Source organism: Erwinia plantamica, from assembly GCF_043420595.1.
Taxonomy (GTDB): domain Bacteria; phylum Pseudomonadota; class Gammaproteobacteria; order Enterobacterales; family Enterobacteriaceae; genus Erwinia; species Erwinia aeris.
Map to the genome: position 1 here is coordinate 78,221 of NZ_JBGCUC010000001.1, position 22,147 is coordinate 100,367.

The following is a 22,147-nucleotide window of genomic DNA, read 5'->3' on the forward strand; positions in this document are numbered from 1 at the left end:
CCGGCAATGTCGTTAATAGCCTGCCTGAATCGGTTAAAGGAATAACGGATGAGAAAGATCGCTTACACCTTTAAAGTCAGAACGCTCATTACGCCAATCGTTTTTGGCCTGATGGTTTCAGGCCCGCCCGCTTACGCCAGCGAAGCCTGGCAAGGAGAGGCTCTGGGCTTTGTTCCTTCCACGCCAGGGCTGCTCGGCGATATGGGTGGGGTAAGACCGGTTCTGGAGGCGGATGGTTTCCATTTCAACCTCGGCTATTTAAGTCAGGTTGCTTATAATGCTGCCGGTGGTTACAACCACGATCGTCATGCAGCCTATATCGATCAGTTTTCGCTGACGTTCGGGCAGGATCTTGAAGACCTGACGAATATTGCCGATGCCAAAATCGAGGGCAATATTGTTAATCGCAATCACGATGACAGCCTGACCTTTAAACGATTACAGGATCCTAGGGTCAGCGCTAACGATATTGCTCAGGAAAGCTCTGGCCGGGGTTCCATCACCCGTCTGGGCTGGTTAACTTTCGCCCGGACCTTTCACGATCGCCGTCTGCACTGGCGCATTGGTATGATGAACAAGGTGCAGGATTTCGATCAAATAATCCCCTGTGACTTTCAGCTACTTTCGCAGTGCGGCGGCAAATCAGCTAACTCTTTTACCTGGTATAACTGGAACGTGCATTACTGGGGAACCACGCTGCAATATAAACTTAACGATGAGCTGACCTTAAAAAGCGGCATAATGGAGCAGAACCCAAATGCTGAGTCGCGCGGCCATGCCTGGAGCGGGTCAACCAGAGGCAGCAAAGGCGTGGTGCTGCCGTTGGAGCTGGAAATAAAAACTCGCATAAATAACCTGCCCGGAATTTATAACCTGGGCCTGCTGTTTACCAATGCGCCGCAAACCGATTTTTATGCCGGAAAGTCCCAGGCTACCGGCGCTGACGATGCGGAAGGTTATCGTAGCCATCATCGAACCTGGTTTCTGTACGGCGGCTTTAACCAGCAGCTTACCCGACACAAAGACGATGCCACCCGCGGGCTGAGCTCTTCATTCAGTATGAGTTTAAGCGATAGGCGCAGTAACCTGCTGCATCGGGTCGCAGCCGTTTCGTTACGCTATCACGGCCTGGCCGATGCACGGCCCGATGACTGGCTGGGACTGGGCGCTACATGGATTGAAATAAGCAAGGATTACCGCCGGAACCAGCAATACCTTAACGAGCTACAGGGAACACACGACGATGTCGATGCGCTTTATCACCCTCTTCCTGGTCACACCGTCAACGCCGAGCTCTACTATCGCCTGCGTGCGACCTCGTGGTTGGAGGTTCAGCCAGTAGTGCAATACTGGCACCGTCCCGGTGCTTTACGGGAAACGCAGGACGCCTGGGTAACAGGAGTAAAAACGGTTATTACTTTCTGATTAAAAACATCGGCACGCCGCGATGAATTTTCCGCCGGTATGGGAGACTTCAGGCGGCGTTCTCTGATAGTGGATTTGTAAGCAGCCCTGATAAGGTTTGAAATCTGTAGCCTGTAATCCATAGCACGTAAGGCATAACTGATAATGCTTACTATAAGCCGCGGCCCGGTATCCCGATACCAGATTTCGTCGCCCTGCTCTTTGTCAGGCCTTCCCTGCGAGCTTACGCCTCATCCTCATGCTCTTCCAGGGCCAGCGTCTCTTTTCTGACCCGCTCAATATGAATGGTCAGAAACATGCGCTCTTCCGTTCCCAGCGTATAGGCATAATTTTTTACGATATGGCGGTCGATCTTCTCAACGCAGCGATAGGCTTGTGGGTAGCGGTTGCGCACCACGTCGTGCAGCGAGCGGTCGTCGCTGACCACGCCGTTTTTCCCCAACATCCGCTGGGCAAAGAACTTAAGATGGGTGACAAAGCGGTTATAGCTCAGCGAGTCGGGCTGATATTCGATCTGCAGATGATATTTCACGATATCCAAAATTTGCTGCATAAACCGCGTGATGGCGTGTACCTCCGGCATCGCGCTATGCAGCTGCGCGTTAACCAGATGCAGCGCAATGAAACCAGCTTCATCTTCTTCAAGACGCACGCCCAGCCGCTTCTCAATAATCGTCAGCGCCGCCAGGCCAAGCTCATATTCTTTAGGGTAAAGCGAGCGGATCTCCCAACGCAGTACGTTGCGCAAGGGAATTTGCTGCTGCTGGCGCTGAAGCGCGAAGTGGATATGATCGGTCAGACCAATCGCCACGCTTTCATGCAGAGCGGTGGTCAGCGCCTGCCTCGCCTGTGCGATAATGCATTCGCTGACGGCAAGCACCTCTGGCGTGATTTCCGTCAGCAGCTCGGCTAACCGCCCTGTCAGCTCGCTGCTTTGCAAGGCAAAGACTTTTTCCACCCGCGTGGGATCCAGCCGCTCGCCCGGACGTTTCTGAAAGGCCAGCCCGCGCCCCATCACGACCTGCTCTTTGCCCTGTTTATCCAGCACTATCGCCACGTTGTTATTGAGTACTTTGATAATATCCATTTAGTTACCCACAAATAAAAAAACCTGACGGTCGGATCGCGCCGATGTCAGGTTTTGCCTGCAGCGAAGCAGTAGCAATCCAGCCGCTACCATAGATCATTGCGGGTGTAGCTCAAGCGCTGCGTGATGAAACTGTGAGATCTCTCGTAAATCGCGTTTTTCAGCCCGGCAGCGTGGCGGAACATTTGGTTTTTTCCAGTTGTTTCAACTGGATCATCCGCTGGTCAGCATGTTTCTGCGCCAGGCTTTTCGCCACGCCGTTGCCAATGCCGAAGTCACCGATAAAACCCAGTACGGTAAGCCCGCTGAACTCGCCGGTTTTATCAATCTGCTGCTGTACCTGCTGCTGGCTGGCAATTTCCTTTTGCACTGCCGGGCAGTCCAGAGTCGTTTTTTGTACTTCACTCACCGAGGGTGAAGAAGGATAGTGTTTCAACGCGCAGCCGGATAGCAGCACTAGTAAAGAAAGCAGCGTAACGATTTTAGTCATAAAGCACCTGATAACGGGGAGTCACTGTCCGTTATTATCTCTCGTCAATCCGATAACGATGCGTAAAGCACCTGCACGATTAGCTGGTTTATTGAGCGTTAGCGAAGAGGCCGCCTGCTATGGCCGGAGCGACAGCTGCTCCGGCGCGTACTTAGTTATGCTTAACGATATAAAGCATCCGGCTGTACGCCACATCCTCCGGATTCGTTATCGGATAACCTTTGACCCAGGGCTTGATCAGGCGGCCGTTAGAGAGTTGATAAAGAGGCGCGATGGGCACCCGATCCGCGAGGATTTGTTCCGCCCGATTGTAATTCTCATTACGGATCCCGGCATTGGTTTCCCGGCTCGCTTTGGTCAGCAAGTCGTCATAGGCCGTATCTTTAAAGCGCGAAATATTGCCGCTGTGGCTGGCGGTCAGCAGACTCAGGAAAGAGGAAGGCTCATTATAGTCGCCTACCCAGGAAGCGCGGATCACATCGAAACTGCCGCTGTTACGGCTGTCGATATAGGTTTTCCACTCCTGATTCTGTAGCTTCACGTTAACGCCCAGGTTTTTCTTCCACATAGACGCGACGGCGATGGCGACCTTCTGATTGTTTTCAGAGCTGTTATACAGCAGCGTCAGGCTGAGCGGGTGCGTCGGCCCATAGCCCGCCGCCGCCAGCAGCGTTTTAGCCTGAGCGTCCAGCTCTGCCTGAGAATGCTGCTGCAGGAAGCCCGGCTGCGGCTTAAAGCCGTTGGTAACGTCCGGCGTAAAATGCCAGGCGGGTTTCTCGCCGGTGCCCAGCACTTTTTCCGCAATAATACGGCGATCGATACTCCACGAAAGCGCTTTGCGCACGCGCACATCCGCCGTCGGCCCTTTCTGCGTGTTAAAAGCGTAGTAATAAGTGCCCAGCTGATCCGGCGTATACACCTCGTCAGGGATCTGCTTTTTCAGCAGGCCATACATGTTTTTAGGAAAAGATTCGGTAATATCGATATCACCCGCGCGATAGCGTTTGGTCGCGCTTGACTCCTCGTTGATGGGCACGAAAGTCACTTTATTAATGACGCTATGCGCGTTATCCCAATAGCGATCGTTGCGCACCAGCACCAGCTTTTCATTTACCACCCTTTCCTGCAATTTATAGGCGCCGTTGCCTGTCAGCCTGTCGGGCTGCGTCCAGGCAGAGCCCTGCTGCTCCACTACTTTTTGCGGTACCGGATAGAGGCTGAAGTTAGCGGTCAGGCTGACGAAGTAAGGCACGGGCTTGTCCAGCGTCACTTTCAGCCGATGGTCGTCCAGCGCGCTAACCCCCAGCTTATCGGGCGTCATCTCGCCTTTGGTGATAGCGGCGGCGTTAGCGATCCCGGCCAGATCGGCAAACCAGGCGAAGGTGGAGGCGGTTTTCGGGTCGACCAGCCGCCGCCAGCTGTAAACAAAATCGCTGGCGGTCACGGGATCGCCATTCGACCAGCGGGCATCCTTACGCAGCGTGAAAATCCAGGTTTTATTGTCGGTGGTTTGCCACTGGATCGCCACGCCCGGCACGCTTTCGCCCTGCGCGTTTTGATTGGTCAATCCTTCAAAGAGATCGCGGATAACCTGGATTTCCGGCAGCCCTACCGCCTTAGCGGGATCGAGCGAGGCGGGTTCGTCTTTGATATGCCGAACGATTTCCTGGCGGGCGGCCAGTTCGGTGCCGGCCGGCACCTCTGCGGCGCAGAGAGAAGCGCTGACGCTCAGGGCCAGCAGCGTCAGCGTAAAACGAAAAGCGTTCCTCATCAGGATACCTCAGTCAGGGCAACGGAATTTAGAGGGAACTTTAGCGCAACTGATTGTGATAATTACAGCATTTTCCGGCTCGTCAGTTCACAACACGGAAAACATCCTCCTTTCAGCACGCCGAGTCTGCTATAAAAAGCTTTTAGACAAATCCTCTGGAGTCACTATGCCTCAGAATCATCCACGGCCCCGGCGCGGCAAGCTGGAGGCCGATCGCCTGCGCTATGGCAGCAGCGTGCTGGGCGCCCCCCTGCTCTGGTTTCCCGCGCCGAATGCGGATGATGCCAGCGGGCTGATCCTGGCCGGGACACACGGCGACGAAACGGCGGCGGTGATCACCCTTTCCTGCGCCATGCGCACGCTGCACGAAAGGCATCGTCGCCATCACGTGGTGCTGGCGGTTAATCCCGACGGCTGCCAGCTTGGCCTACGGGCAAACGCGCGCGGCGTGGATTTGAACCGTAATTTTCCTGCGGCTAACTGGCAGCCGGGCGAGACAGTTTATCGCTGGAATAGCGCGGCGAATGAACGGGACGTGACGCTTTCCACAGGGGAAAGCGCCGGATCAGAACCGGAAACGCAGGCGCTTTGTGCGCTGATCCACCAGCTTAAACCCGCCTGGGTAGTGAGTTTTCACGAGCCGCTGGCCTGTATTGAGGATCCGCTCGACAGCGAGGCGGGCCGCTGGCTGGCCGAAAAGATGGGGCTGCCGCTGGTCACGTCTGTCGGCTACGCCACGCCAGGCTCGTTCGGCAGCTGGTGCGCCGATTTGGGGCTGCCGGTGATCACCGCCGAGCTGCCGCCCGTTTCGGCAGACGAGGCCAGCGAAAAATATCTGACCGCGCTGGTCGAGCTACTGAGTAAGACTTTCTGAAAGCGCGATTCTGCCGCAGCGGAACGGCAAGGCGGTCACGTCCTGCGCCAGCCAGGTAGGCCCGTCCAGATCGACAAAACGGGCCGTGCCGGCCAGCGGCAGCGCGGCGCGAATGGCTCTGGAGGTGCAAAGCATACAGCCCAGCATCACCTCCAGCCCGGCCGTTTTGGCGGCGGCGGCCAGCGCCAGCGCCTCGGTCAGCCCGCCCGTTTTATCCAGCTTGATGTTAATCATTTCATAACGTCCCGCCAGCTGAGGCAGGCTTTCGCGGGTGTGGCAGCTTTCATCGGCGCAGATCGGCAGCGGATGGATAAAGTTGGCCAGCAGCGCATCGTCCGCCGCCGGTAAGGGCTGCTCAAGCATCACCACGCCCAGATCCGCCAGCAGCTGACAGCGCGCCGCCAGGCCTTCGCTGTGCCAGGACTCATTGGCATCGACGATCAGCGTGGCGTCCGGCACGGCGGTGCGGATAGCCACCAGCCTTTCCGTGATCAGCGCGTTGTCCATTTTGATTTTCAACACCTTCGCGCCGTTCTGCCACAGCGCCAGCGCGCCGCTGGCCATGACTTCCGGCGAGTCGATACTGATGGTCTGAGCCATTTCCACCACATCGGGACGCACAACATGAGTCATCCGCCACAGATCGCTGTTTGCCCTGCGGGTTTCCAGATCCCACAGCGCGGAGTCGATAGCATTACGCGCCGCGCCAGCGGGTAACGCCTGCTGTAGCTGCTCACGCGTCATGCCCTGCTCCAGATCTTTGGTCAGCGCCGTGATTTGCGCCTGCACTGAAGCCGCCGTTTCACCATAGCGCGCATAGGGCGTGGCTTCGCCGGTGCCGACGATCCCCTCTTCCTCCAGTTCCACCACCAGCACGTCCGCTTCGTTGCGGCCGCCGCGTGCGATAACAAAAGGCGCGCGCAACGGCCAGGTTTCCGGCCAGACTTTGACACTTCTCATTAAAGGTTCCTTTTGGCAGAGCAATGATTCTTTCCACACCATAGCCATTCCACGGGGATTTTGACAATAAAGCGGGAAATGTTGTGTTTAGCGCTGTTGGAGTTTAGCCCCATAGCTTACACTCAGACATTCGTTTACCGCGTTAATAAGGAAAAGTTATGACTCAGACCGTACATTTTCAGGGCAATCCGGTCGCCGTGGCAGGCGAGCTGCCGACGCCGGGCCAGACCGCGAAACCATTTACGCTGGTAGCTAAAGATTTTTCTGATGTTTCGCTCTCGCACTATGCGGGCAAGCGCAAGGTGCTGAATATTTTCCCGAGCGTGGATACCGGCGTTTGCGCCGCCTCGGTGCGTAAATTTAATGAGCTTGCCGGAAAGGTAGAAAACACGGTAGTGCTGTGCATTTCTTCCGATCTGCCATTTGCCCAGTCGCGTTTTTGCGGCGCGGAAGGCCTGAATAACGTGGTTACGCTTTCCACCCTGCGTGGTGAGACGTTTAAAGAAGAGTATGGCGTGGCGCTTAACGACGGCGCGCTAAGAGGACTGACGGCGCGTGCCGTCGTCGTGCTGGACGAGCAGGATAAGGTGCTGCATAGCCAGCTGGTCGATGAAATCGCCACCGAGCCGGATTATGACGCCGCGCTGGCCGTGCTGAAGTAATTCGCCGGGCCGGTCACCGACCGGCCTCTTTTATTACTGCACCGGCTTTACCAGCTTAAGCTCCACGCCCAAACAAACTGCCTGCCTGGCATTATTCACACCCAGCTTTTTCACTATATTCGCCATATGAAATTTAACCGTGGTAGTTTTGATGCCCAGTATTAATCCGGTTTCCTCATAGGTCTTACCCACGCTCGCCCAGTAAAGGATCGCATTTTCTCTTGTGGTGAAAAGCGTGGCTGACGCTGGCTCGCTCTGAGACGATAAAGCCAGGGAAAGATATTTTTCGTGTACGGCAGCCAAAAATAAATTCAGCTGGCTCTGGTGAAACTGAACCAGATGGAGAATGTCTTCGGATACGTCTTTATTAATAAGTAGCGAAAGCATCGCCAGATTATTATTGTAATCATGAAGAACGAAGGTATAGCCTCCGCTGATAGTGTGCTGCGCCGCTTTGGCCAGCAGATCGCTGCCGTGATGATAATTTTCCACCCTGATTTGCTCATTCCATGCAAATGGCGTCAGTCGTTTTAAGGCGGTAATGACGACCGGATCGGTGCATTGCAAATTATTTTCATAATAGTGTTTCACCCACTCTTCAGGGTAAGTTGTGGCATAGAAAGAGAGCAACATGCTCTTTTTTTCCATGACCACGTAAGCCCAGGTGAAATCGCCAATCTTTTTTAATTCTGCTGCAATTTCATTTTCGATAACGGTACGAATAGGGTCGTTACTCTCCATCAGCATATCCTTCCCTGTCTGTGAGTAAAAAGCAGAGCCAGCGCTCTGCTTTTTTGCTATTTCCCTTCGCTGTCCGCTTTTTTACTCAGCCCATATTCCCTCAGCTTGTTGGCGATAGCGGTATGCGAGACGCCAAGCCGTTTCGCCAGCTTGCGCGTGCTGGGATAAGAGAGATAAAGTTTGGTCAGCACCGAACGCTCGAAGCGGCTGGTGATGTCGTCCAGCGATCCTTCCATTGCCTCTTCGCCAAGCTGAATATCCATCGAAAACTCCGGCAGAACGATATCCTGCGGCCGCAGCTCATAACCTTCCAGCTGGGTCAGCGCCCGATAAAGCGCGTTTTTCAGCTGGCGGACGTTGCCGGGCCAGGTATAGCGGCTAAGGAAGGCATTAAGCTGAGGAGAAAGCTTGGGTCTGGCGACGCCCTGCTCGTCGGCGAAACGCGCAACAAACATTTCCGTCAGCGGCAAAATATCCTGAGGGCGATCGCGCAGCGGCGGCAGGTTCAGCGTCAGCACGTTCAGTCGATAAAAGAGATCTTCGCGAAACTCGCCGCGCTGCACCATTTCCGTCAGGTTTTTCTGCGTGGCGCAGATTACCCGCACGTCTACGTGCACTTCATGCTCTTCGCCTACGCGGCGGAAAGTGCCGTCGTTAAGAAAACGCAGCAGCTTGGTTTGCATTCTTGGCGACATCTCGCCTATCTCGTCCAGCAGCACCGATCCGCCGTTGGCCTGCTCAAAAAAGCCCTTTTTGCCTTCCAGCGCGTTGGGATAGGCGCCGGCGGCATGACCAAACAGCTCGCTTTCCGCCACGTCGTCCGGCAGCGAGGCGCAGTTCAGCGCCAGGAAAGGTTTTTTACCGCGCGCGCTGCGCAGATGGCAGGCGCGTGCCAGCATATCTTTGCCGGTGCCGGTATCGCCTACAATCAGCAGCGGCGCATCCAGCATCGCCAGCTTGCGCGCCTGGTCCACGACCTGACGCATTTTTGGCGTAACCGCCACGATATGCTGGAACTCGCTGTCGTCGTTAACCGCCAGGTTCTGTAGCTGTTGGCCCATTCGGGCGGTGGATTTAAGCATAACTACCGCGCCAGCTGGCCGGTCTGCCTGTTCGTACTCGCCTGCGGTAAAAATAGGCGTGATTTCCATCAGAAAGTCGCGGCCCTGCAATACCACATGATGCGCCTGCGGCTCAATGCGCTCGTTTTCCAGCCAGCGCTGAAAATTAAAGCCGCCAATCAGCGCGCCTGCGCCGTAGTTACGCATTTTCTCTTCATTAAGCGAAAACAGCGCCTGAGCTGCCGGGTTCGCCAGCTCAATTTTGCTTTTCATATCGATGGAAAACACCGGCTCCGGCAGCGCAATCAGCAGCGCGCTCAGCGCCCGATGCTCGCGTTCGGACGGCAAAAACGCCACCGTGCGCACGTCGGTGACGCTGGGAATACGACGGATTTCCGCCATCAGCTGGCTGAACTGCTCGAAGGGCACAGCTGAAAAGTTAAGATAGATGCGGCCGATTGAGGCAATCTCGATGCCGCGCAGGTCGATGTTCCTTTCAACCAGCAGATCGAGCAGTTCGCGGGTCAGACCAAGTCGGTCGTGGCAAAAGACTTCCAGACGCATGTATAAACCTTTATCAATTCCGGGCGGACATTAATAATACCCCATTGCCGCAGGGGTCAGAAGCGTTCTGGAAGGAAAAGTTGACAGTTGCCTACTTCTGCAACGTCTCTTTCAATTTCACCACCAGGTCGCGGCGGAAATCGCCCAGCCTCGGCTTGACGCCTTCCAGCCAGGGCAGCGGACGGCATAGCTCCATCGTCTTGATGCCCAGCCGCGCGGTGAGCAGGCCTGCGCCGATGCCCTGCGCGGCGCGAGCGGAGAAGCGCGCGGCAATGTCCTGCGACATCCAGTCCATACCCACTTCCCGCACCAGCTCGGAAGCGCCAGCGAACGCAATGTTTAACAGCACCAGCCGGAACAGACGAATGCGGCTGAAATAGCCCAGCTCGATGCCGTACAGCGCGGCGATGCGGTTAACCAGCCGCAGGTTGCGCCAGGCGATAAACGCCATATCCACCAGCGCCAGCGGGCTGACGGCGATCATCAGCGTTGACTCGGCGGCGCTGCGGCCGATTTCGCGTCGCGCCTGGCTATCCAGCATCGGCTGCACTATCTGTGCATAGAGCGCCACGACTTCGCGATCGTTATGCGTTTCGTGCAGCGAGGCATGCCAGCGTTGCAGCGCCGGGTTAGTGCGATCCAGCCCGGCCTGGCGCGCCAGCCTTTCACAAAATTCGCGCCCTTTGCCCATGCTCTGGCTGTTTAACAGCTCGCGGCCGATATCTCGCTCTTCGGCCCGCTCGCGCAGCCGGTAAAGCCGTCGCCACTCGCCTACCAGGGAACCGGCGCCGGCCACGACGATCAGTCCGCCCGCCGCGCAGCCTCCCAGGGCGATCCAGTCCTGCGCCTGCCAGGCCTGATAAGTCCACTGCACACCCTGCGCCACGACGCTCAGGCCAAACAGCGCCAGACCGGTTTTTACCAGCGTGCGCCACAGGCTACGTTTAGGCCGCAGCGCCGCCTCGACCGCCTTTTCGCCCGCGTCTTCCTCTTCCACATGCGCTTCCGGCTCCGCAGCGATAAAGCTCGCCTCCTGCGGGGTAAAATGTCTGGCGGATTTTATAGCGGCATCTTTTTCCGCGGTCAGCGGCTGCGCAAAGTCGATACGCGGTTTAAGCGGTGCGTTCATCGCAGTTTATCTCCCAGTAAAAATTCCAGCGCCGCGTCCAGACGGATATGCGGCAAAGGCCTGTCTGCATCCAGCTGCTGCGGCCTGAACTGTTCAAAATGAAACCCCTGCTGCTGCCAGAATACGTTGCCCGGCAGGCGCGGCGGCACCTCGCCCGGATAGACGGTTAGCGGTTCGTTGTCGGTCAGCCGGTGACCGCGCAGCGCCGGTATCTTTTCGCCCTGATGATCGACAAGCCCGCTTTGCGTAGCCTGCACCGACGCCAGGCCCAGGCACTCCATATCGATACCCTCAAAAGCAGCATTCTGCCATGCATCCTGTACCAGCTGCTGCAACAGTGACACCAGGTTGGCGTGCTGATCGCTGGTAACGTGATCGGATTTGGTAGCGGCAAACAGGAGCTTATCGATTACCGGTGAGAAAAGGCGGCGGAACAGCGTGCGCTGGCCGTAGGAAAAGCTTTGCATCAGCTGCGTCAGCGCCAGCCGCATATCGTTAAACGCCTGTGGCCCGCTGTTAAGCGGCTGCAAACAGTCCACCAGCACGATTTGGCGGTCAAAGCGCAGGAAGTGGTTTTTGTAGAAGTCTTTAACCACGTGCTGGCAATAGTAGTTATAGCGCGCGCGTAGCATCCCGATATTACTGTTGGCATCCGCCTGCGCCAGCCTGGAGGCGTCCGCTTCTTCCGCCTGCGGCCAGGGGAAAAACTGTAAGGCTGGCGCGCCGGCCATATCGCCCGGCAGCACAAAGCGGCCAGGCTGGATAAAGTGCAGCCCTTCCCGTTTACACTTATGCAGGTAGTCTGTCCACGCCGCCGCGATTGCCGCCAGCCGGTTTTCATCCGCAGGCGCAAACGGATCCAGATCGGCGCAAAGCTTGCGCCATGGCGCTGACCAGCTGGCGCGATCGCCATTCAACAGACCCGTCATCTGTCGCGACCAGCCAGGATAGTCCTGCGCCAGCATGGGCAGATCCAGCAGCCATTCGCCGGGGTAGTCGACAATTTCAAGATAAAGCGTGGAGGCATCTTTAAAATGGCGCAGCAAAGATTCCTGCGAGCGATAGCGCAGCGCCAGACGCATTTCGCTGACCCCGCGCGTCGGCGTCGGCCAGGCGGGTGGCTCGCCATACAGCTGCGCCAGGCCTTCATCATAGGTAAAGCGCTGAATACCCATATCGCGCTGTGGCACGCGCTTAACGCCCAGCAGGCGGCCTTCTCGCGCAGCGGAAAACATCGGCAGACGCGCGTCGGCGTTGACGTTAAGCAATTGATTGACCAGCGAGGTGATAAAAGCCGTTTTGCCGCTGCGGCTCAGGCCGGTGACGGCGAGGCGCAAATGACGATCTGCGCCCCGATTCATTAATGAAAGCAGTTCTGTCTGAAGTCGTTTCATTGGTCCATATCCTTAAGGCCGACGGCTCAGAATAGCATAGCCGCGACGTTCAGGGTTTGTTCCAGCGCGCCGTTGCGCCCCGCAGCGCGCGGCGGATAAGCGGCTCCAGCGCCCAGGCTAACAATATTTTCAGCGGCCGACGCGCGACGGATTTCACCGCCCAGCCGGTCAGGCCAGCCGGGCCGTAGCTTAACGCGCCCAGCAGCACGAACTTACCGGCCTTTTTCAGCGTGGGCGCGGCGTTGCGGTGTAAAGCAGATTGCCAGTTACGCATGGTGTTCTCCGGGCGCCTACAGCTGACGGAATCGGCTGCGCACGCTAAAGGTTTCAGAAGTGACGTAGCGTTCTATATCGCGTACGCCTGGCTCACCGCCGCGCAGCTCCGCCTCCAGCTGGTCTAAAAGCATGTGTGCCGTCGGGGCGTTTTCCTCCGCGCTTTGCGGCTTCTCGTCCAGCACAAAGGCCAGCAGAAAATAGGCGATCAGCGTGAGCATAAACAGACCAAAGATCATCGACAGCACGACGATAACCCGCACCAGCCGTACCGGGATATCCAGATAGTCGGCAATCCCGGCGCAGACGCCTTTTACCTTGCCGCGCGCGGGAATGCGGTAAAGTTTCCTGCTGCTCATGGCTGCCTCCAGTTAGGGTGCTCGGCGTCGAGGATCTCCTCCAGCGCCTTGATACGTTCGCGCATCCTGCGGGCATCCTGAGTCAGCTGCTGCAGCCTTTGTAGCTCGCCTTGCGACAGTGTGGCATCACTGTTTTGACGCTTGCTGTAGTGCAGCCATAGCCAGATGGGGGCCACAAACAGCATAAATATCGTCAGCGGGATCGCCAGAAATAACGCGCTCATTCATTCTCCTTGAATTGATATGCCGGGCATTCCGGGGAATGCCACCGGCAAAGATTATTCGCTACGGTTCATTTTTGCCTTCAGCGCCGCCAGCTGCTCAGAGATGGCATCGTCGGCCTGAAGATCGGCGAATTCCTGATCCAGCGTTTTCTTTTTGCCAAAGCTGTGGCTTTCCGCCTCGGCTTCCATATGGTCGATGCGGCGCTCAAAGGATTCAAAACGAGCCATCGCCTCGTCAATTTTACCGCTGTCCAGCTGGCGACGCACGTCGCGGGAAGAAGAAGCGGCCTGATGACGCAGCGTCAACGCCTGCTGACGAGCGCGCGTTTCGCTCAGCTTTTTCTCCAGCTCGCCGATTTCGCCCTTCATACGGGTCAGCGTTTCTTCAACCTGTTCGGCTTCGCGCGTCAGCGAGGCGGTCAGATCGTTCAGTCTTTGTTTCTCAATCAGCGCGGCGCGGGCCAGGTCGTCTTTATCTTTACGCAGCGCCAGCTCCGCTTTCTCCTGCCACTCGGCCTGCTGGATCTCCGCCTGTTCAATGCGGCGCTGCAGCTGCTTTTTCTCTGCCAGCGCGCGGGCCGAAGTGGAACGCACTTCCACCAGCGTATCTTCCATTTCCTGAATCATCAGGCGCACCAGCTTTTGCGGATCCTCTGCTTTTTCCAGCAGCGAATTAATGTTGGCGTTCACGATGTCGGCAAAGCGAGAAAAAATACCCATAATCTTCATCCTCTTAAATTGTTTTGGCGTTACGGGTATTACTATTCAAATCGCGTGCCAACTTTTATCTTATTGATTTTCCTTAATTACGCCGGTTTACAGCCGCGCCTTGTTTCTCTAAAGTGGCGTAATTAACCAATACCTGGTGAAAAAAATGGAAAAAGAAACCCTGCTTGGCGAGTCGAATAACTTTCTGGAGGTGCTGGAGCAGGTTTCACGTCTGGCACCGCTGAATAAGCCGGTGCTGGTTATCGGCGAGCGCGGTACCGGCAAAGAGCTGATCGCCAGCCGGCTGCACTATCTTTCCGAGCGCTGGCAGGGCCCTTTTATTTCATTAAACTGTGCGGCGCTGAACGAGAATCTGCTGGATTCCGAGCTTTTCGGCCACGAAGCCGGCGCGTTTACCGGCGCGCAGAAGCGTCATCTGGGTCGGTTCGAGCGCGCCGACGGCGGTACGCTGTTTCTGGACGAGCTGGCGACGGCGCCGATGCTGGTACAGGAGAAACTGCTGCGGGTGATTGAATATGGGCAGCTGGAACGCGTCGGCGGCAGTCAGCCTTTGCAGGTCAGCGTGCGGCTGGTCTGCGCCACCAACGCCGATTTGCCGCAGCTGGCCGAAGAGGGAAAATTCCGTGCCGATCTGTTGGACAGGCTTGCTTTTGACGTGGTGCAGCTGCCGCCGCTGCGCGAGCGTCGTAGCGATATCCTGGTGATGGCGGAGCATTTTGCTATTCAGATGTGTCGGGAGCTGGGCCTGGCTTTCTTCCCCGGCTTCTCGCCGGGGGCGCGGCAGGCTCTGCTGGACTATGGCTGGCCGGGTAACGTGCGGGAACTAAAAAACGTGGTGGAAAGGTCAGTCTATCGTCACAGCGAAACGGATCAGGAACTGGATACCATTATTATCAATCCTTTCCAGCGCCTGTACGCCGCCCCCACAGCGCCAGCGGCAGAGCGGCTGCCCGCGCTGCCGCTGGATCTCCGCCGCTGGCAGCATCAGCAGGAAAGGGATCTGCTGCAAAAGAGTTTAAAGCAGGCGCTCTACAACCAGCGCCGCGCGGCGGATTTGCTGGGTGTCACCTATCACCAGCTACGCGCAATGATGAAAAAGCACAACGTGGAAATCGGCGCTGAAGACGGCGAGCTATAGGCAATTTTAGCCGCGCTGCTGGAGCAAATTGTGCCAGATAGCGTAACTCTCCTGCTCAAAGCAGACGATATTGACCTGTTCTACCGCCTCGTGCAGCCTGGCGGAGATCGCTTCAAAGGCAATTTCTGCCGCCAGCGTTTTGGGGAAACGATAGATGCCGGTGCTGATATTAGGAAATGAAACGGATTTGATCTTATGCTCGTCAATCAGGTCGAAGCAGCGGTGATAAGCGCTACGTAATAGGTCAGGCTCGCCGTTTTGCCCGCCGTTCCACACCGGCCCTACGGTATGGATAACGTAACGGGCAGGCAGGTTGCCCGCTCCCGTTATTACGGCATCGCCTTCTTTACAGCCGCCCTGTCGCGCGCGGATCGCCCTGCACTCTTCCAGAATCGATTTTCCCCCGGCGCGATGTATTGCGCCATCCACGCCGCCGCCGCCCAGCAGCGACGAGTTAGCCGCGTTGACCATCGCCTCGACGGGAATTTGCGTGATATCACCCTGTAATAATTTGATTTTATCAGACATAAGCGCCTCCTTTTAGCTACCAGTATAGTCGGCCGTGGCCTCTCTTTCACCGCGGCACGATCGTAGACCGCCGCAAAATGCGCAAAAAAAAGCCCGCGCAGGGCGGGCTAAAAATACTGGAAGCAATGTGAGCAATGTCGTGCCCTTCTCCGGTAGAGCCACCGTTGAAGCGCAGAAGAATAATAATCATTCTCATACATAGCTGTAAAGTATTTATTGAGAATAATTCTCATTACCACACTAAGATCGGGCGTATTTCGCCAACCTGACCTTGCTCGCTGCCAGAAAACGCCTGACGTTTTTGACCAACGCTTCGCGACCTTTTATCAATAACAAAGGGGCATCAACCCCAAAGCACACAACGGCCCGCGTATGAAAAAACGTCAGTTGTCCCCGCAAACTTTGGGGGAGCACCAAGAGTGCGGTACACTGTGAGGATTGCCTGATATTTCAGATGACCTATGCGCAAACTACTCTGCACTTTTCTTGTCGGCCTTAGCCTGTTCAGCGCTATGGTTGCCGCCGCTCCGCCGGAAGACATCCGTCAGAGCGGTTTTGTCTATTGCGTGAACGGCGCGGCGACCACCTTTAATCCGCAGCTGGTCAGCGGCGGGCTGGTGGTTGATACGCTGGCTGCGCAGCTTTACGATCGCCTGCTGGATGTCGACCCCTACACCTATCGTCTGATCCCGGAACTGGCGGCAAGCTGGGAGACGCTGGATAACGGCGCGACCTACCGCTTTCATCTGCGGCACAACGTGCCTTTTCAGAAAACGGCATGGTTCACCCCTGGCCGACCTATGAACGCGGACGACGTGGTGTTCAGCTTTCAGCGTATTTTCGACCGCAAATCCGCCTGGCATGGCGTTAACGGCGGCAGTTATCCCTATTTCGACAGCCTGCAGTTCGCCGACAGCGTCGCCAGCGTGAAAAAGCTGAGCAGCGACACGGTCGAGATCCGGCTGAACGCGCCGGACGCTTCCTTTTTGTGGCACCTGGCTACCCACTATGCGCCGGTGCTTTCTGCGGAATATGCCGCGCAGTTGAGTAAAGTCGATCGGCAGGAGCAGCTGGATCGCCAGCCTGTCGGCACCGGGCCGTTTAAGCTTAGCGAATACCGCACCGGCCAGTATATCCGCCTCGCCCGCCATGCTAATTACTGGAAAGGCATGCCGCGCATGCCGATGGTGGTGATTGATATGGGCGCGGGCGGCACCGGACGCCTTTCCAAACTCCTGACCGGCGAATGCGACGTGCTGGCCTATCCTGCCGCCAGCCAGATTTCAGTGCTGCGCGACGATCCGCGCCTGCGGCTGACGCTGCGGCCCGGTATGAATATCGCCTATCTGGCGTTTAACACGCGCAAAGCGCCGCTGGATCGCGCCGAGGTGCGTCAGGCGCTGGCGCTGGCAATTAACAATGAGCGGCTGATGGAGTCCGTTTACTACGGCACGGCGGAAACAGCGGCTTCTATTTTGCCACGTGCTTCCTGGGCTTATGATAACAACGCGCGCGTCACCGAATACAATCCGCAAAAATCACGTGAGATGCTTAAGGCGCTGGGCGTGGAAGATCTCCAGCTGACGCTGTGGGTACCGGCCACCTCGCAGGCCTGGAACCCCAGCCCGCTGAAAACCGCCGAGCTGATCCAGGCCGATCTGGCGCAGGTTGGCGTTACGGTCAAAATTGTGCCCGTCGAGGGACGCTTTCAGGAAGCGCGCCTGATGGAGATGAATCACGATCTGACGCTAACGGGCTGGGCTACCGACAGTAACGATCCCGACAGCTTTTTCCGCCCGCTGTTAAGCTGCGCCGCTATCGGCTCGCAGACCAATTTTGCGCACTGGTGTGACGCCGCTTTTGACGAGACGCTACAAAAAGCACTGCTTTCGCAGCAGCTGGCGTCGCGCATCGAGTACTACGGCAAGGCGCAGGCTATGCTGGCGCAGTCGCTGCCGGTGCTGCCGCTGGCCTACTCGCTGCGGCTTCAGGCCTATCGCCATGATATTCACGGCCTGGTGCTCAGCCCGTTCGGCAATGCCTCTTTTGCCGGCGTTTATCGCGACCCAAGGACGAAGCCATGATTATCTATACGCTGAGAAGGCTGGTGCTGTGGCTGGTGACGCTGTTTCTGCTGACGGTGGTCGGTTTCAGCCTGAGTTACTTTACGCCCCACGCGCCGCTACAGGGCGCTTCGTTTAGTGATGCAATCCTGTTCTGGTATCAGGGGCTGATGCAGTTTGACTTCGGCGTATCCAGCATTAACGGCGAGCCGGTTTCCCTGCAGCTGTTAGAAGTCTTCCCCGCTACGCTTGAGCTGTGCATTCTTGCTTTCGTGCTGGCGATGGCCGTTGGCATCCCGTTCGGCATTGCCGCCGGCGTGATGCGCAACCGCTGGCAGGATAAAGCGATCAGCGCGCTGGCGCTGCTGGGCTTTTCAATGCCCGTGTTCTGGCTGGCGCTGCTGCTGACGCTGTTTTTCTCGCTGGATCTGGGCTGGCTGCCGGTTTCTGGCCGCGTCGATCTGCTTTATCCCATGAAAAACATCACCGGTTTTGCGCTGATTGACGCCTGGCTGAGCGATTCGCCCTGGCGGCACGAGATGTTGAAAAGCGTGCTGCTGCACCTGATATTGCCGGTAACAGCGTTGGCCGTAGCGCCTACTACGGAAGTGGTGCGTCTGTTGCGTATCAGCACGCGCGAAGTGATGGAGCAAAACTATATTAAAGCCGCCGCCACTCGCGGTCTTTCACGACTGACCATTATCCGCCGTCACGTGCTGCATAATGCGCTACCGCCAGTTGTGCCTCGCCTGGGACTGCAATTTTCTACCATGCTGACGCTGGCGATGATCACTGAAGTGGTGTTCAGCTGGCCAGGTCTGGGACGCTGGCTGGTGGACGCCATCAGGCAGCAGGACTACGCGGCGATCTCCGCAGGCGTAATGATGGTTGGCGGCCTGGTGATTACTGTGAACGTGCTGGCCGATATTCTGGGCGCGCTGACAACGCCGCTGAAGCATAAGGAATGGTATGCCCTCCGATAGGGCGTTGGTTTATTAAAACTTTAGGCTTTCAATTCAATGAGATATTAAATTTCACTGCATTTAAAGCCCTTAAAAACATGCTTTCATGTACACATTAATGAAAGTGTGTTTTACCTTTAGTTAACGCACCTAAATTAACTGTGTGCGGTGCAACGTAGGGCGTTATAATCTATCGTCGGCTATCGGCTTTTTTGCCGTTACGCACGAGCTGGCGCGGCATAGTGCAGTGCTGGACGGGTAGCGTGAGTGGCATGGAGGTATTTGACATTATTTAATCTTCTGATAGTTATAAAATTACCACCTGTCAGTTATTTAAGGATTTCTACAATTACATGGAGATAATAAAATACAAGAGGCACATCAAGGCTCACCAATAAGCTTGCTAATAATGCTGGTGGTATATTCCTTACTGGCAATACCTTCATTTAAAATTGCCAGAAAAGCTGGCTTTGACTGGAAAATGGGAGTGATGCTGGCTTTTCCAGGATTAAACTTTATAACTTATATAATTTTCGCATTCATCAAATGGCCTGTTGAATACATAACAGATCAATTAAAGAAATAGCGGGTGTTGATAAAATCTATTATGCAAGTGTTCCATTAAACTAGTTAAGTAATCCCGCTTTTACTGGCCTGGCTCCAGAGTCGCCGCCTGGCGTTGATATCGGCGACTTTGGCTACATGTTTATTCGGCATTCTCCCGATCCTTAGCAAACCGCGTGCTGTTACCAGGGGCTATTATCCGCGTAGCGTTACGAAATTCATGCGACGTAAGCAACTTGCCTGTGGCGACTGTAGGAACTGTTTTATCACGCACCATAGTTGATACGATAATGACACTCATCCAGCGCCAGGCAGGCCAGCAACGGTCGTCTGCTGCCGCTTTTTTGCAAAAAAATAAAACGATAGTCATTATAAATCGTTTTTTAAACAACATATATTTTTGCCCTTTAGTACTTAAAAAAGCACCAATAAATCTACTCTCAGGTCAGGTATTCTTCAAATATTTCAATTAGTTATTTGTTGTTCATGCATATTTCAATAAAATAAGTTAACAACAATATTAAAACTGCAAAAGGATATTTCCAAAGAAAATCAAATGATAACAAAAAAAACTGCCCGCCATCATATATTAAACCGACCAAGAATTAATGCGCAAGCGTATCCCGGCACGTCTGCCACAGGGCTAAAAGCAAAAAAATGCCAAAGCCAGCTTTTGATGATTAACAACACATGCCGTATTAACCACTTCTGGCAGGCTGTAACACCTTTTGCGTAACGCAGTAGAATTACTTATATTACCTACAGATTTTTCAAAGGCGATGGCGTTGCCACGCCTGTAGCAATCACTTAGAGGGAGCAAGGAAGCATGGCACGTAATGTCACCCCTGGATATTGTGTAGTTGAGAGGCCTGGAAATCTTGATTTTCAGGCGCGTGAATTGTTCAGAAATGTCCGCTCTCCGGCAGCAAGCCTGTTTATGAAGCTAAACGCCGGTACTCAATGGTTGAAACCTGGTCAGATTTTGATTGTAGCCGACCCGGAATCTCCTTTGACTAATCAGATGTTGCAGCCTTTGCAACAGGCGCGGCAAAAGACCAGTGACGCTGTTGCGGCCGTCAGTGTTGAAGAGGCAAAATTCATGCAAAAACACTATGGTATGATTGCAGGTCTGACCTATGCCGGTGATAAAATTTTCGGCACGGTTGGCGATGCGGGAGAAAAATATTTTTCTCAAATAGAGCAAACGCTGAAAAAAATCGAGGCCAGTTACCAGAATCAGTTCAGGACGCAGGGAACGCTAATCAGCCAGCAGTTTTTTGTCGAGCGTAATCAGTTGCTGAATCAGTTAAAGGAGCTGGTCAACAAGCCGCTATTAAAATCCCTTGCCCGACATACCGTGAAATTCCGGCAGTATGAAAATATGAAGCGGGCTTTGAATCTCTCCAGCCGTTCAATTGTGCATGAATGGTCAACTGTGGGTATGAGTGGTATTCCGGGTTATTCTTACTATGTTGGTAATGCGGCCAGAGCGGCAAAATTCCTTAAATATGGCGGCTATATAGGTATTGGATTCTCCTTTGCCGGAACCACTAATGATGTGGTTGATGCCTGTACTAAAGGGCGTGAAGGTGAATGTAGTAAAATAGCTTTTAAAAAATACAGTAAATTTACCAGCGGTACATTTGCTGGTATGACTGGAGGTACTCTGGGCGCATCTGCCGGTATCGGCGTTTGCGTTGCAGTAGGCGTTGTCACCGCGGGCGCCGGAGGTGTAGCTTGCGCCGCTGTAGGTTCATTAGTCGGCGGGGCTATTGCAAGTTCGGCAAGCGATCGTCTTATGGATCTTTGGTTAAAATAGCATGAACAATATTCTTTCTTACATCGCCCTTGGATGCGCCATCGTCCCTTTCTTTATTACCGTTCTGCAATTTATTATTTTTTCAATGAATAACAAAAAATACAATACTTTGTTATCCATGTATCAAGACAGCAAATTCGAACTACCCCCACTGTATAAATTCTACGGATCAATGGGTTTTTTTGGCTCTTTTGGCATGTCTTATTTTTTTTCAAGGCTAAAGAAAGGAAAGGGAATAATTTTTCAACCCAAAGAAAAAATCACTATTTCCAGGTTTTTGAGAGGCATTGATCTAAACCTCATAAAGTGGCTCGATACTTATTATTACCTTTCGATTTCAGCACTGTTTTTGTATGCAACTTTTGTTGTAATGAGTTTATTAAAAATGGTTATTACGCAACTCTAAGAGCCCACATAGTGGGCTGTTTCCTCCATTAAATCAACCGCCCATCTCCAGTTCTACATCCTGCATAGACAGGCATCCGTCTATGCACTCCTCAGCCCTTTGAAACCTTATCAGCATTGTGCCCTTTGACAGCTTCAGCTTTTTGCCCAGCGCCCGCTTTGAAATGTCTTTGATACAGGCTTACCCATACCTGCCGCCCTGTCAGCAAACAAGCGCTGCAGCTGCTCGTATTGCTCTCGGTTGGGTAACGGCGGGTCTCAGGACTCGCCAAAATTCATTCAGGAACTCATCCAGCCACGCCAGGTATTCCGACTCGCTCTCCCAATCGTACGCCTTCAGGCGGTAGTACGGCGGATCGGTGATAATGAGATCGACAGGGTTATCTGGAAGATTTTTAATGAATTGCTGTGAGTCAGCGTTTATAAGCTGAACATTTGTTAACCATCCGGATGAAGTAGCAACCGAACCTGATATTGCAGTAAGAACGGCTTGTGAATTCTGGCGTATGAAACATGTTAATCCTTGTGGCTTACGGTTACCCCCCAATAACCGTAAGCCTTTTTCACTGTAAGGGCATCCATATTTTTCAGCCTTTCCAGCTTTACCTGATGCCAAGGATCTTAGCGCTATGTACCAGGTTCAAAGTTGCCGCCACCGCTCCCTTGCCTGTGACAGAGATACAGAAGAATACTCGCCTATGCTAAGCTGTACGGGCTTGCCCTCCCGACAATGACGGTAAAAAAGGTAACAGTTCCGGTAGTTGAAAGTCGGACATTGAGGCCTGGCGAATCTGCCGTGAACTCAACCTTATCACGGCGTTTTCCAGGTGATTTTGTCAGCCAGATCGTTAATAAGCACTGTGTGTAAGCCATCTCAGATACGCTTTAGTAGGCACAAAATCCTGGATTGTAGGTAAACCAAGTG

22 protein-coding genes are annotated in these 22,147 nt (G+C 54.6%); 7 read left to right on the top strand and 15 right to left on the bottom strand.

What is annotated here, in order from left to right; genetic code table 11:
* Positions 1-111 precede the first annotated feature (111 nt).
* Entirely contained in the window at positions 112-1,425 is a 1,314-nt protein-coding gene (locus tag AB3U87_RS00310) for a carbohydrate porin (protein ID WP_394148202.1), read from the top strand.
* 223 nt (positions 1,426-1,648) lie between these two features.
* Here the strand turns inward: AB3U87_RS00310 and licT are convergent, their stop codons facing one another.
* The 3 genes from licT to AB3U87_RS00325 form a co-directional block, all read right to left on the bottom strand.
* Positions 1,649-2,512, bottom strand: a complete 864-nt coding sequence (gene licT, locus AB3U87_RS00315; RefSeq protein WP_394148050.1) for a BglG family transcription antiterminator LicT — start codon at positions 2,510-2,512, stop codon at positions 1,649-1,651.
* A 160-nt stretch (positions 2,513-2,672) separates the two neighbouring features.
* A complete protein-coding gene (locus tag AB3U87_RS00320) occupies positions 2,673-3,002 on the bottom strand; it encodes a hypothetical protein (RefSeq protein ID WP_253453922.1) in 330 nt (109 codons plus the stop codon).
* Positions 3,003-3,153: 151 nt separating this feature from the next.
* Positions 3,154-4,773, bottom strand: coding sequence for a peptide ABC transporter substrate-binding protein (locus AB3U87_RS00325; protein WP_394148052.1), 1,620 nt, complete (start codon positions 4,771-4,773; stop codon positions 3,154-3,156).
* Positions 4,774-4,939: 166 nt separating this feature from the next.
* Here AB3U87_RS00325 and mpaA point away from each other — a divergent pair, with 166 nt between their 5' ends.
* Complete coding sequence (gene mpaA / locus AB3U87_RS00330) at positions 4,940-5,647, top strand: murein tripeptide amidase MpaA (protein ID WP_125287670.1); 708 nt, start codon at positions 4,940-4,942, stop codon at positions 5,645-5,647.
* Here the strand turns inward: mpaA and ycjG are convergent.
* Positions 5,627-6,607, bottom strand: a complete 981-nt coding sequence (gene ycjG, locus AB3U87_RS00335) for an L-Ala-D/L-Glu epimerase (protein WP_253453917.1) — start codon at positions 6,605-6,607, stop codon at positions 5,627-5,629. The two genes, mpaA and ycjG, sit on opposite strands and share 21 nt — an antisense overlap.
* Before the next feature lie 158 nt (positions 6,608-6,765).
* On the opposite strand from ycjG, the gene tpx reads away from it, so the two are divergent.
* A complete protein-coding gene (gene tpx / locus AB3U87_RS00340; protein WP_253453915.1) occupies positions 6,766-7,269 on the top strand; it encodes a thiol peroxidase in 504 nt (167 codons plus the stop codon).
* A gap of 33 nt (positions 7,270-7,302) precedes the next feature.
* Here the strand turns inward: tpx and AB3U87_RS00345 are convergent, their stop codons facing one another.
* The 8 genes from AB3U87_RS00345 to pspA all read right to left on the bottom strand — a co-directional run bounded on the left by AB3U87_RS00345 (position 7,303) and on the right by pspA (position 13,734).
* Positions 7,303-8,010 (bottom strand): LuxR family transcriptional regulator, encoded by a 708-nt coding sequence (locus AB3U87_RS00345; protein WP_301251668.1) that lies wholly within the window; start codon positions 8,008-8,010, stop codon positions 7,303-7,305.
* 56 nt (positions 8,011-8,066) lie between these two features.
* Positions 8,067-9,635 (bottom strand): transcriptional regulator TyrR, encoded by a 1,569-nt coding sequence (gene tyrR, locus AB3U87_RS00350; protein ID WP_394148055.1) that lies wholly within the window; start codon positions 9,633-9,635, stop codon positions 8,067-8,069.
* A 91-nt stretch (positions 9,636-9,726) separates the two neighbouring features.
* On the bottom strand, positions 9,727-10,764 hold the full coding sequence (locus AB3U87_RS00355) for a TIGR01620 family protein (RefSeq protein ID WP_394148056.1): 1,038 nt from the start codon (positions 10,762-10,764) through the stop codon (positions 9,727-9,729).
* A complete protein-coding gene (locus AB3U87_RS00360) occupies positions 10,761-12,158 on the bottom strand; it encodes a YcjX family GTP-binding protein (RefSeq protein ID WP_301729488.1) in 1,398 nt (465 codons plus the stop codon). The genes AB3U87_RS00355 and AB3U87_RS00360 overlap by 4 nt, the downstream gene beginning before the upstream one ends.
* Before the next feature lie 49 nt (positions 12,159-12,207).
* Positions 12,208-12,432, bottom strand: a complete 225-nt coding sequence (gene pspD, locus AB3U87_RS00365; protein WP_253453899.1) for a phage shock protein PspD — start codon at positions 12,430-12,432, stop codon at positions 12,208-12,210.
* Between the two features lie 16 nt (positions 12,433-12,448).
* Positions 12,449-12,790: an envelope stress response membrane protein PspC gene (gene pspC, locus AB3U87_RS00370; RefSeq protein ID WP_253453896.1), complete on the bottom strand. Its 342-nt coding sequence runs from the start codon at positions 12,788-12,790 to the stop codon at positions 12,449-12,451.
* Complete coding sequence (gene pspB, locus AB3U87_RS00375) at positions 12,787-13,014, bottom strand: envelope stress response membrane protein PspB (protein WP_253453894.1); 228 nt, start codon at positions 13,012-13,014, stop codon at positions 12,787-12,789. Before pspB ends, pspC begins: the two co-directional genes overlap by 4 nt.
* Positions 13,015-13,068: 54 nt before the next feature.
* Positions 13,069-13,734, bottom strand: a complete 666-nt coding sequence (gene pspA / locus AB3U87_RS00380) for a phage shock protein PspA (protein WP_253453892.1) — start codon at positions 13,732-13,734, stop codon at positions 13,069-13,071.
* A 154-nt stretch (positions 13,735-13,888) separates the two neighbouring features.
* Between pspA and pspF the strand changes: the two genes are divergently transcribed.
* Positions 13,889-14,881 carry a phage shock protein operon transcriptional activator gene (pspF, locus tag AB3U87_RS00385; RefSeq protein WP_301729487.1) on the top strand — a complete coding sequence of 331 codons (993 nt, stop codon included), beginning with the start codon at positions 13,889-13,891 and terminating at the stop codon, positions 14,879-14,881.
* Positions 14,882-14,887: 6 nt separating this feature from the next.
* Here pspF and AB3U87_RS00390 read toward each other — a convergent pair whose 3' ends face one another.
* The gene (locus tag AB3U87_RS00390) at positions 14,888-15,409 is read right to left on the bottom strand and encodes an O-acetyl-ADP-ribose deacetylase (protein ID WP_253453888.1); all 522 of its coding nucleotides are present in this window, start codon (positions 15,407-15,409) and stop codon (positions 14,888-14,890) included.
* 461 nt (positions 15,410-15,870) lie between these two features.
* Here AB3U87_RS00390 and sapA point away from each other — a divergent pair, with 461 nt between their 5' ends.
* The 3 genes from sapA to AB3U87_RS00405 all read left to right on the top strand — a co-directional run bounded on the left by sapA (position 15,871) and on the right by AB3U87_RS00405 (position 20,817).
* Positions 15,871-17,493 carry an ABC transporter substrate-binding protein SapA gene (sapA, locus tag AB3U87_RS00395; protein ID WP_301251662.1) on the top strand — a complete coding sequence of 541 codons (1,623 nt, stop codon included), beginning with the start codon at positions 15,871-15,873 and terminating at the stop codon, positions 17,491-17,493.
* Positions 17,490-18,455 (top strand): putrescine export ABC transporter permease SapB, encoded by a 966-nt coding sequence (gene sapB / locus AB3U87_RS00400; RefSeq protein WP_125287685.1) that lies wholly within the window; start codon positions 17,490-17,492, stop codon positions 18,453-18,455. Before sapA ends, sapB begins: the two co-directional genes overlap by 4 nt.
* A gap of 1,369 nt (positions 18,456-19,824) precedes the next feature.
* A complete protein-coding gene (locus AB3U87_RS00405) occupies positions 19,825-20,817 on the top strand; it encodes a hypothetical protein (protein WP_301251656.1) in 993 nt (330 codons plus the stop codon).
* A 439-nt stretch (positions 20,818-21,256) separates the two neighbouring features.
* Here AB3U87_RS00405 and AB3U87_RS00410 read toward each other — a convergent pair whose 3' ends face one another.
* The gene (locus AB3U87_RS00410) at positions 21,257-21,397 is read right to left on the bottom strand and encodes an antiterminator Q family protein (RefSeq protein ID WP_394148204.1); all 141 of its coding nucleotides are present in this window, start codon (positions 21,395-21,397) and stop codon (positions 21,257-21,259) included.
* Between the two features lie 27 nt (positions 21,398-21,424).
* Positions 21,425-21,838 carry a DNA methyltransferase gene (locus tag AB3U87_RS00415; RefSeq protein ID WP_394148060.1) on the bottom strand — a complete coding sequence of 138 codons (414 nt, stop codon included), beginning with the start codon at positions 21,836-21,838 and terminating at the stop codon, positions 21,425-21,427.
* Between the last annotated feature and the right edge of the window lie 309 nt (positions 21,839-22,147).

Coding starts and splice junctions, on each gene's coding strand:
- AB3U87_RS00310 (WP_394148202.1), top strand. CDS start 112: ATGGTTTCAGGCCCGCCCGCTTACGCCAGCGAAGCCTGGCAAGGAGAG.
- licT (WP_394148050.1), bottom strand. CDS start 2,512: ATGGATATTATCAAAGTACTCAATAACAACGTGGCGATAGTGCTGGAT.
- AB3U87_RS00320 (WP_253453922.1), bottom strand. CDS start 3,002: ATGACTAAAATCGTTACGCTGCTTTCTTTACTAGTGCTGCTATCCGGC.
- AB3U87_RS00325 (WP_394148052.1), bottom strand. CDS start 4,773: ATGAGGAACGCTTTTCGTTTTACGCTGACGCTGCTGGCCCTGAGCGTC.
- mpaA (WP_125287670.1), top strand. CDS start 4,940: ATGCCTCAGAATCATCCACGGCCCCGGCGCGGCAAGCTGGAGGCCGAT.
- ycjG (WP_253453917.1), bottom strand. CDS start 6,607: ATGAGAAGTGTCAAAGTCTGGCCGGAAACCTGGCCGTTGCGCGCGCCT.
- tpx (WP_253453915.1), top strand. CDS start 6,766: ATGACTCAGACCGTACATTTTCAGGGCAATCCGGTCGCCGTGGCAGGC.
- AB3U87_RS00345 (WP_301251668.1), bottom strand. CDS start 8,010: ATGGAGAGTAACGACCCTATTCGTACCGTTATCGAAAATGAAATTGCA.
- tyrR (WP_394148055.1), bottom strand. CDS start 9,635: ATGCGTCTGGAAGTCTTTTGCCACGACCGACTTGGTCTGACCCGCGAA.
- AB3U87_RS00355 (WP_394148056.1), bottom strand. CDS start 10,764: ATGAACGCACCGCTTAAACCGCGTATCGACTTTGCGCAGCCGCTGACC.
- AB3U87_RS00360 (WP_301729488.1), bottom strand. CDS start 12,158: ATGAAACGACTTCAGACAGAACTGCTTTCATTAATGAATCGGGGCGCA.
- pspD (WP_253453899.1), bottom strand. CDS start 12,432: ATGCGTAACTGGCAATCTGCTTTACACCGCAACGCCGCGCCCACGCTG.
- pspC (WP_253453896.1), bottom strand. CDS start 12,790: ATGAGCAGCAGGAAACTTTACCGCATTCCCGCGCGCGGCAAGGTAAAA.
- pspB (WP_253453894.1), bottom strand. CDS start 13,014: ATGAGCGCGTTATTTCTGGCGATCCCGCTGACGATATTTATGCTGTTT.
- pspA (WP_253453892.1), bottom strand. CDS start 13,734: ATGGGTATTTTTTCTCGCTTTGCCGACATCGTGAACGCCAACATTAAT.
- pspF (WP_301729487.1), top strand. CDS start 13,889: ATGGAAAAAGAAACCCTGCTTGGCGAGTCGAATAACTTTCTGGAGGTG.
- AB3U87_RS00390 (WP_253453888.1), bottom strand. CDS start 15,409: ATGTCTGATAAAATCAAATTATTACAGGGTGATATCACGCAAATTCCC.
- sapA (WP_301251662.1), top strand. CDS start 15,871: ATGCGCAAACTACTCTGCACTTTTCTTGTCGGCCTTAGCCTGTTCAGC.
- sapB (WP_125287685.1), top strand. CDS start 17,490: ATGATTATCTATACGCTGAGAAGGCTGGTGCTGTGGCTGGTGACGCTG.
- AB3U87_RS00405 (WP_301251656.1), top strand. CDS start 19,825: ATGGCACGTAATGTCACCCCTGGATATTGTGTAGTTGAGAGGCCTGGA.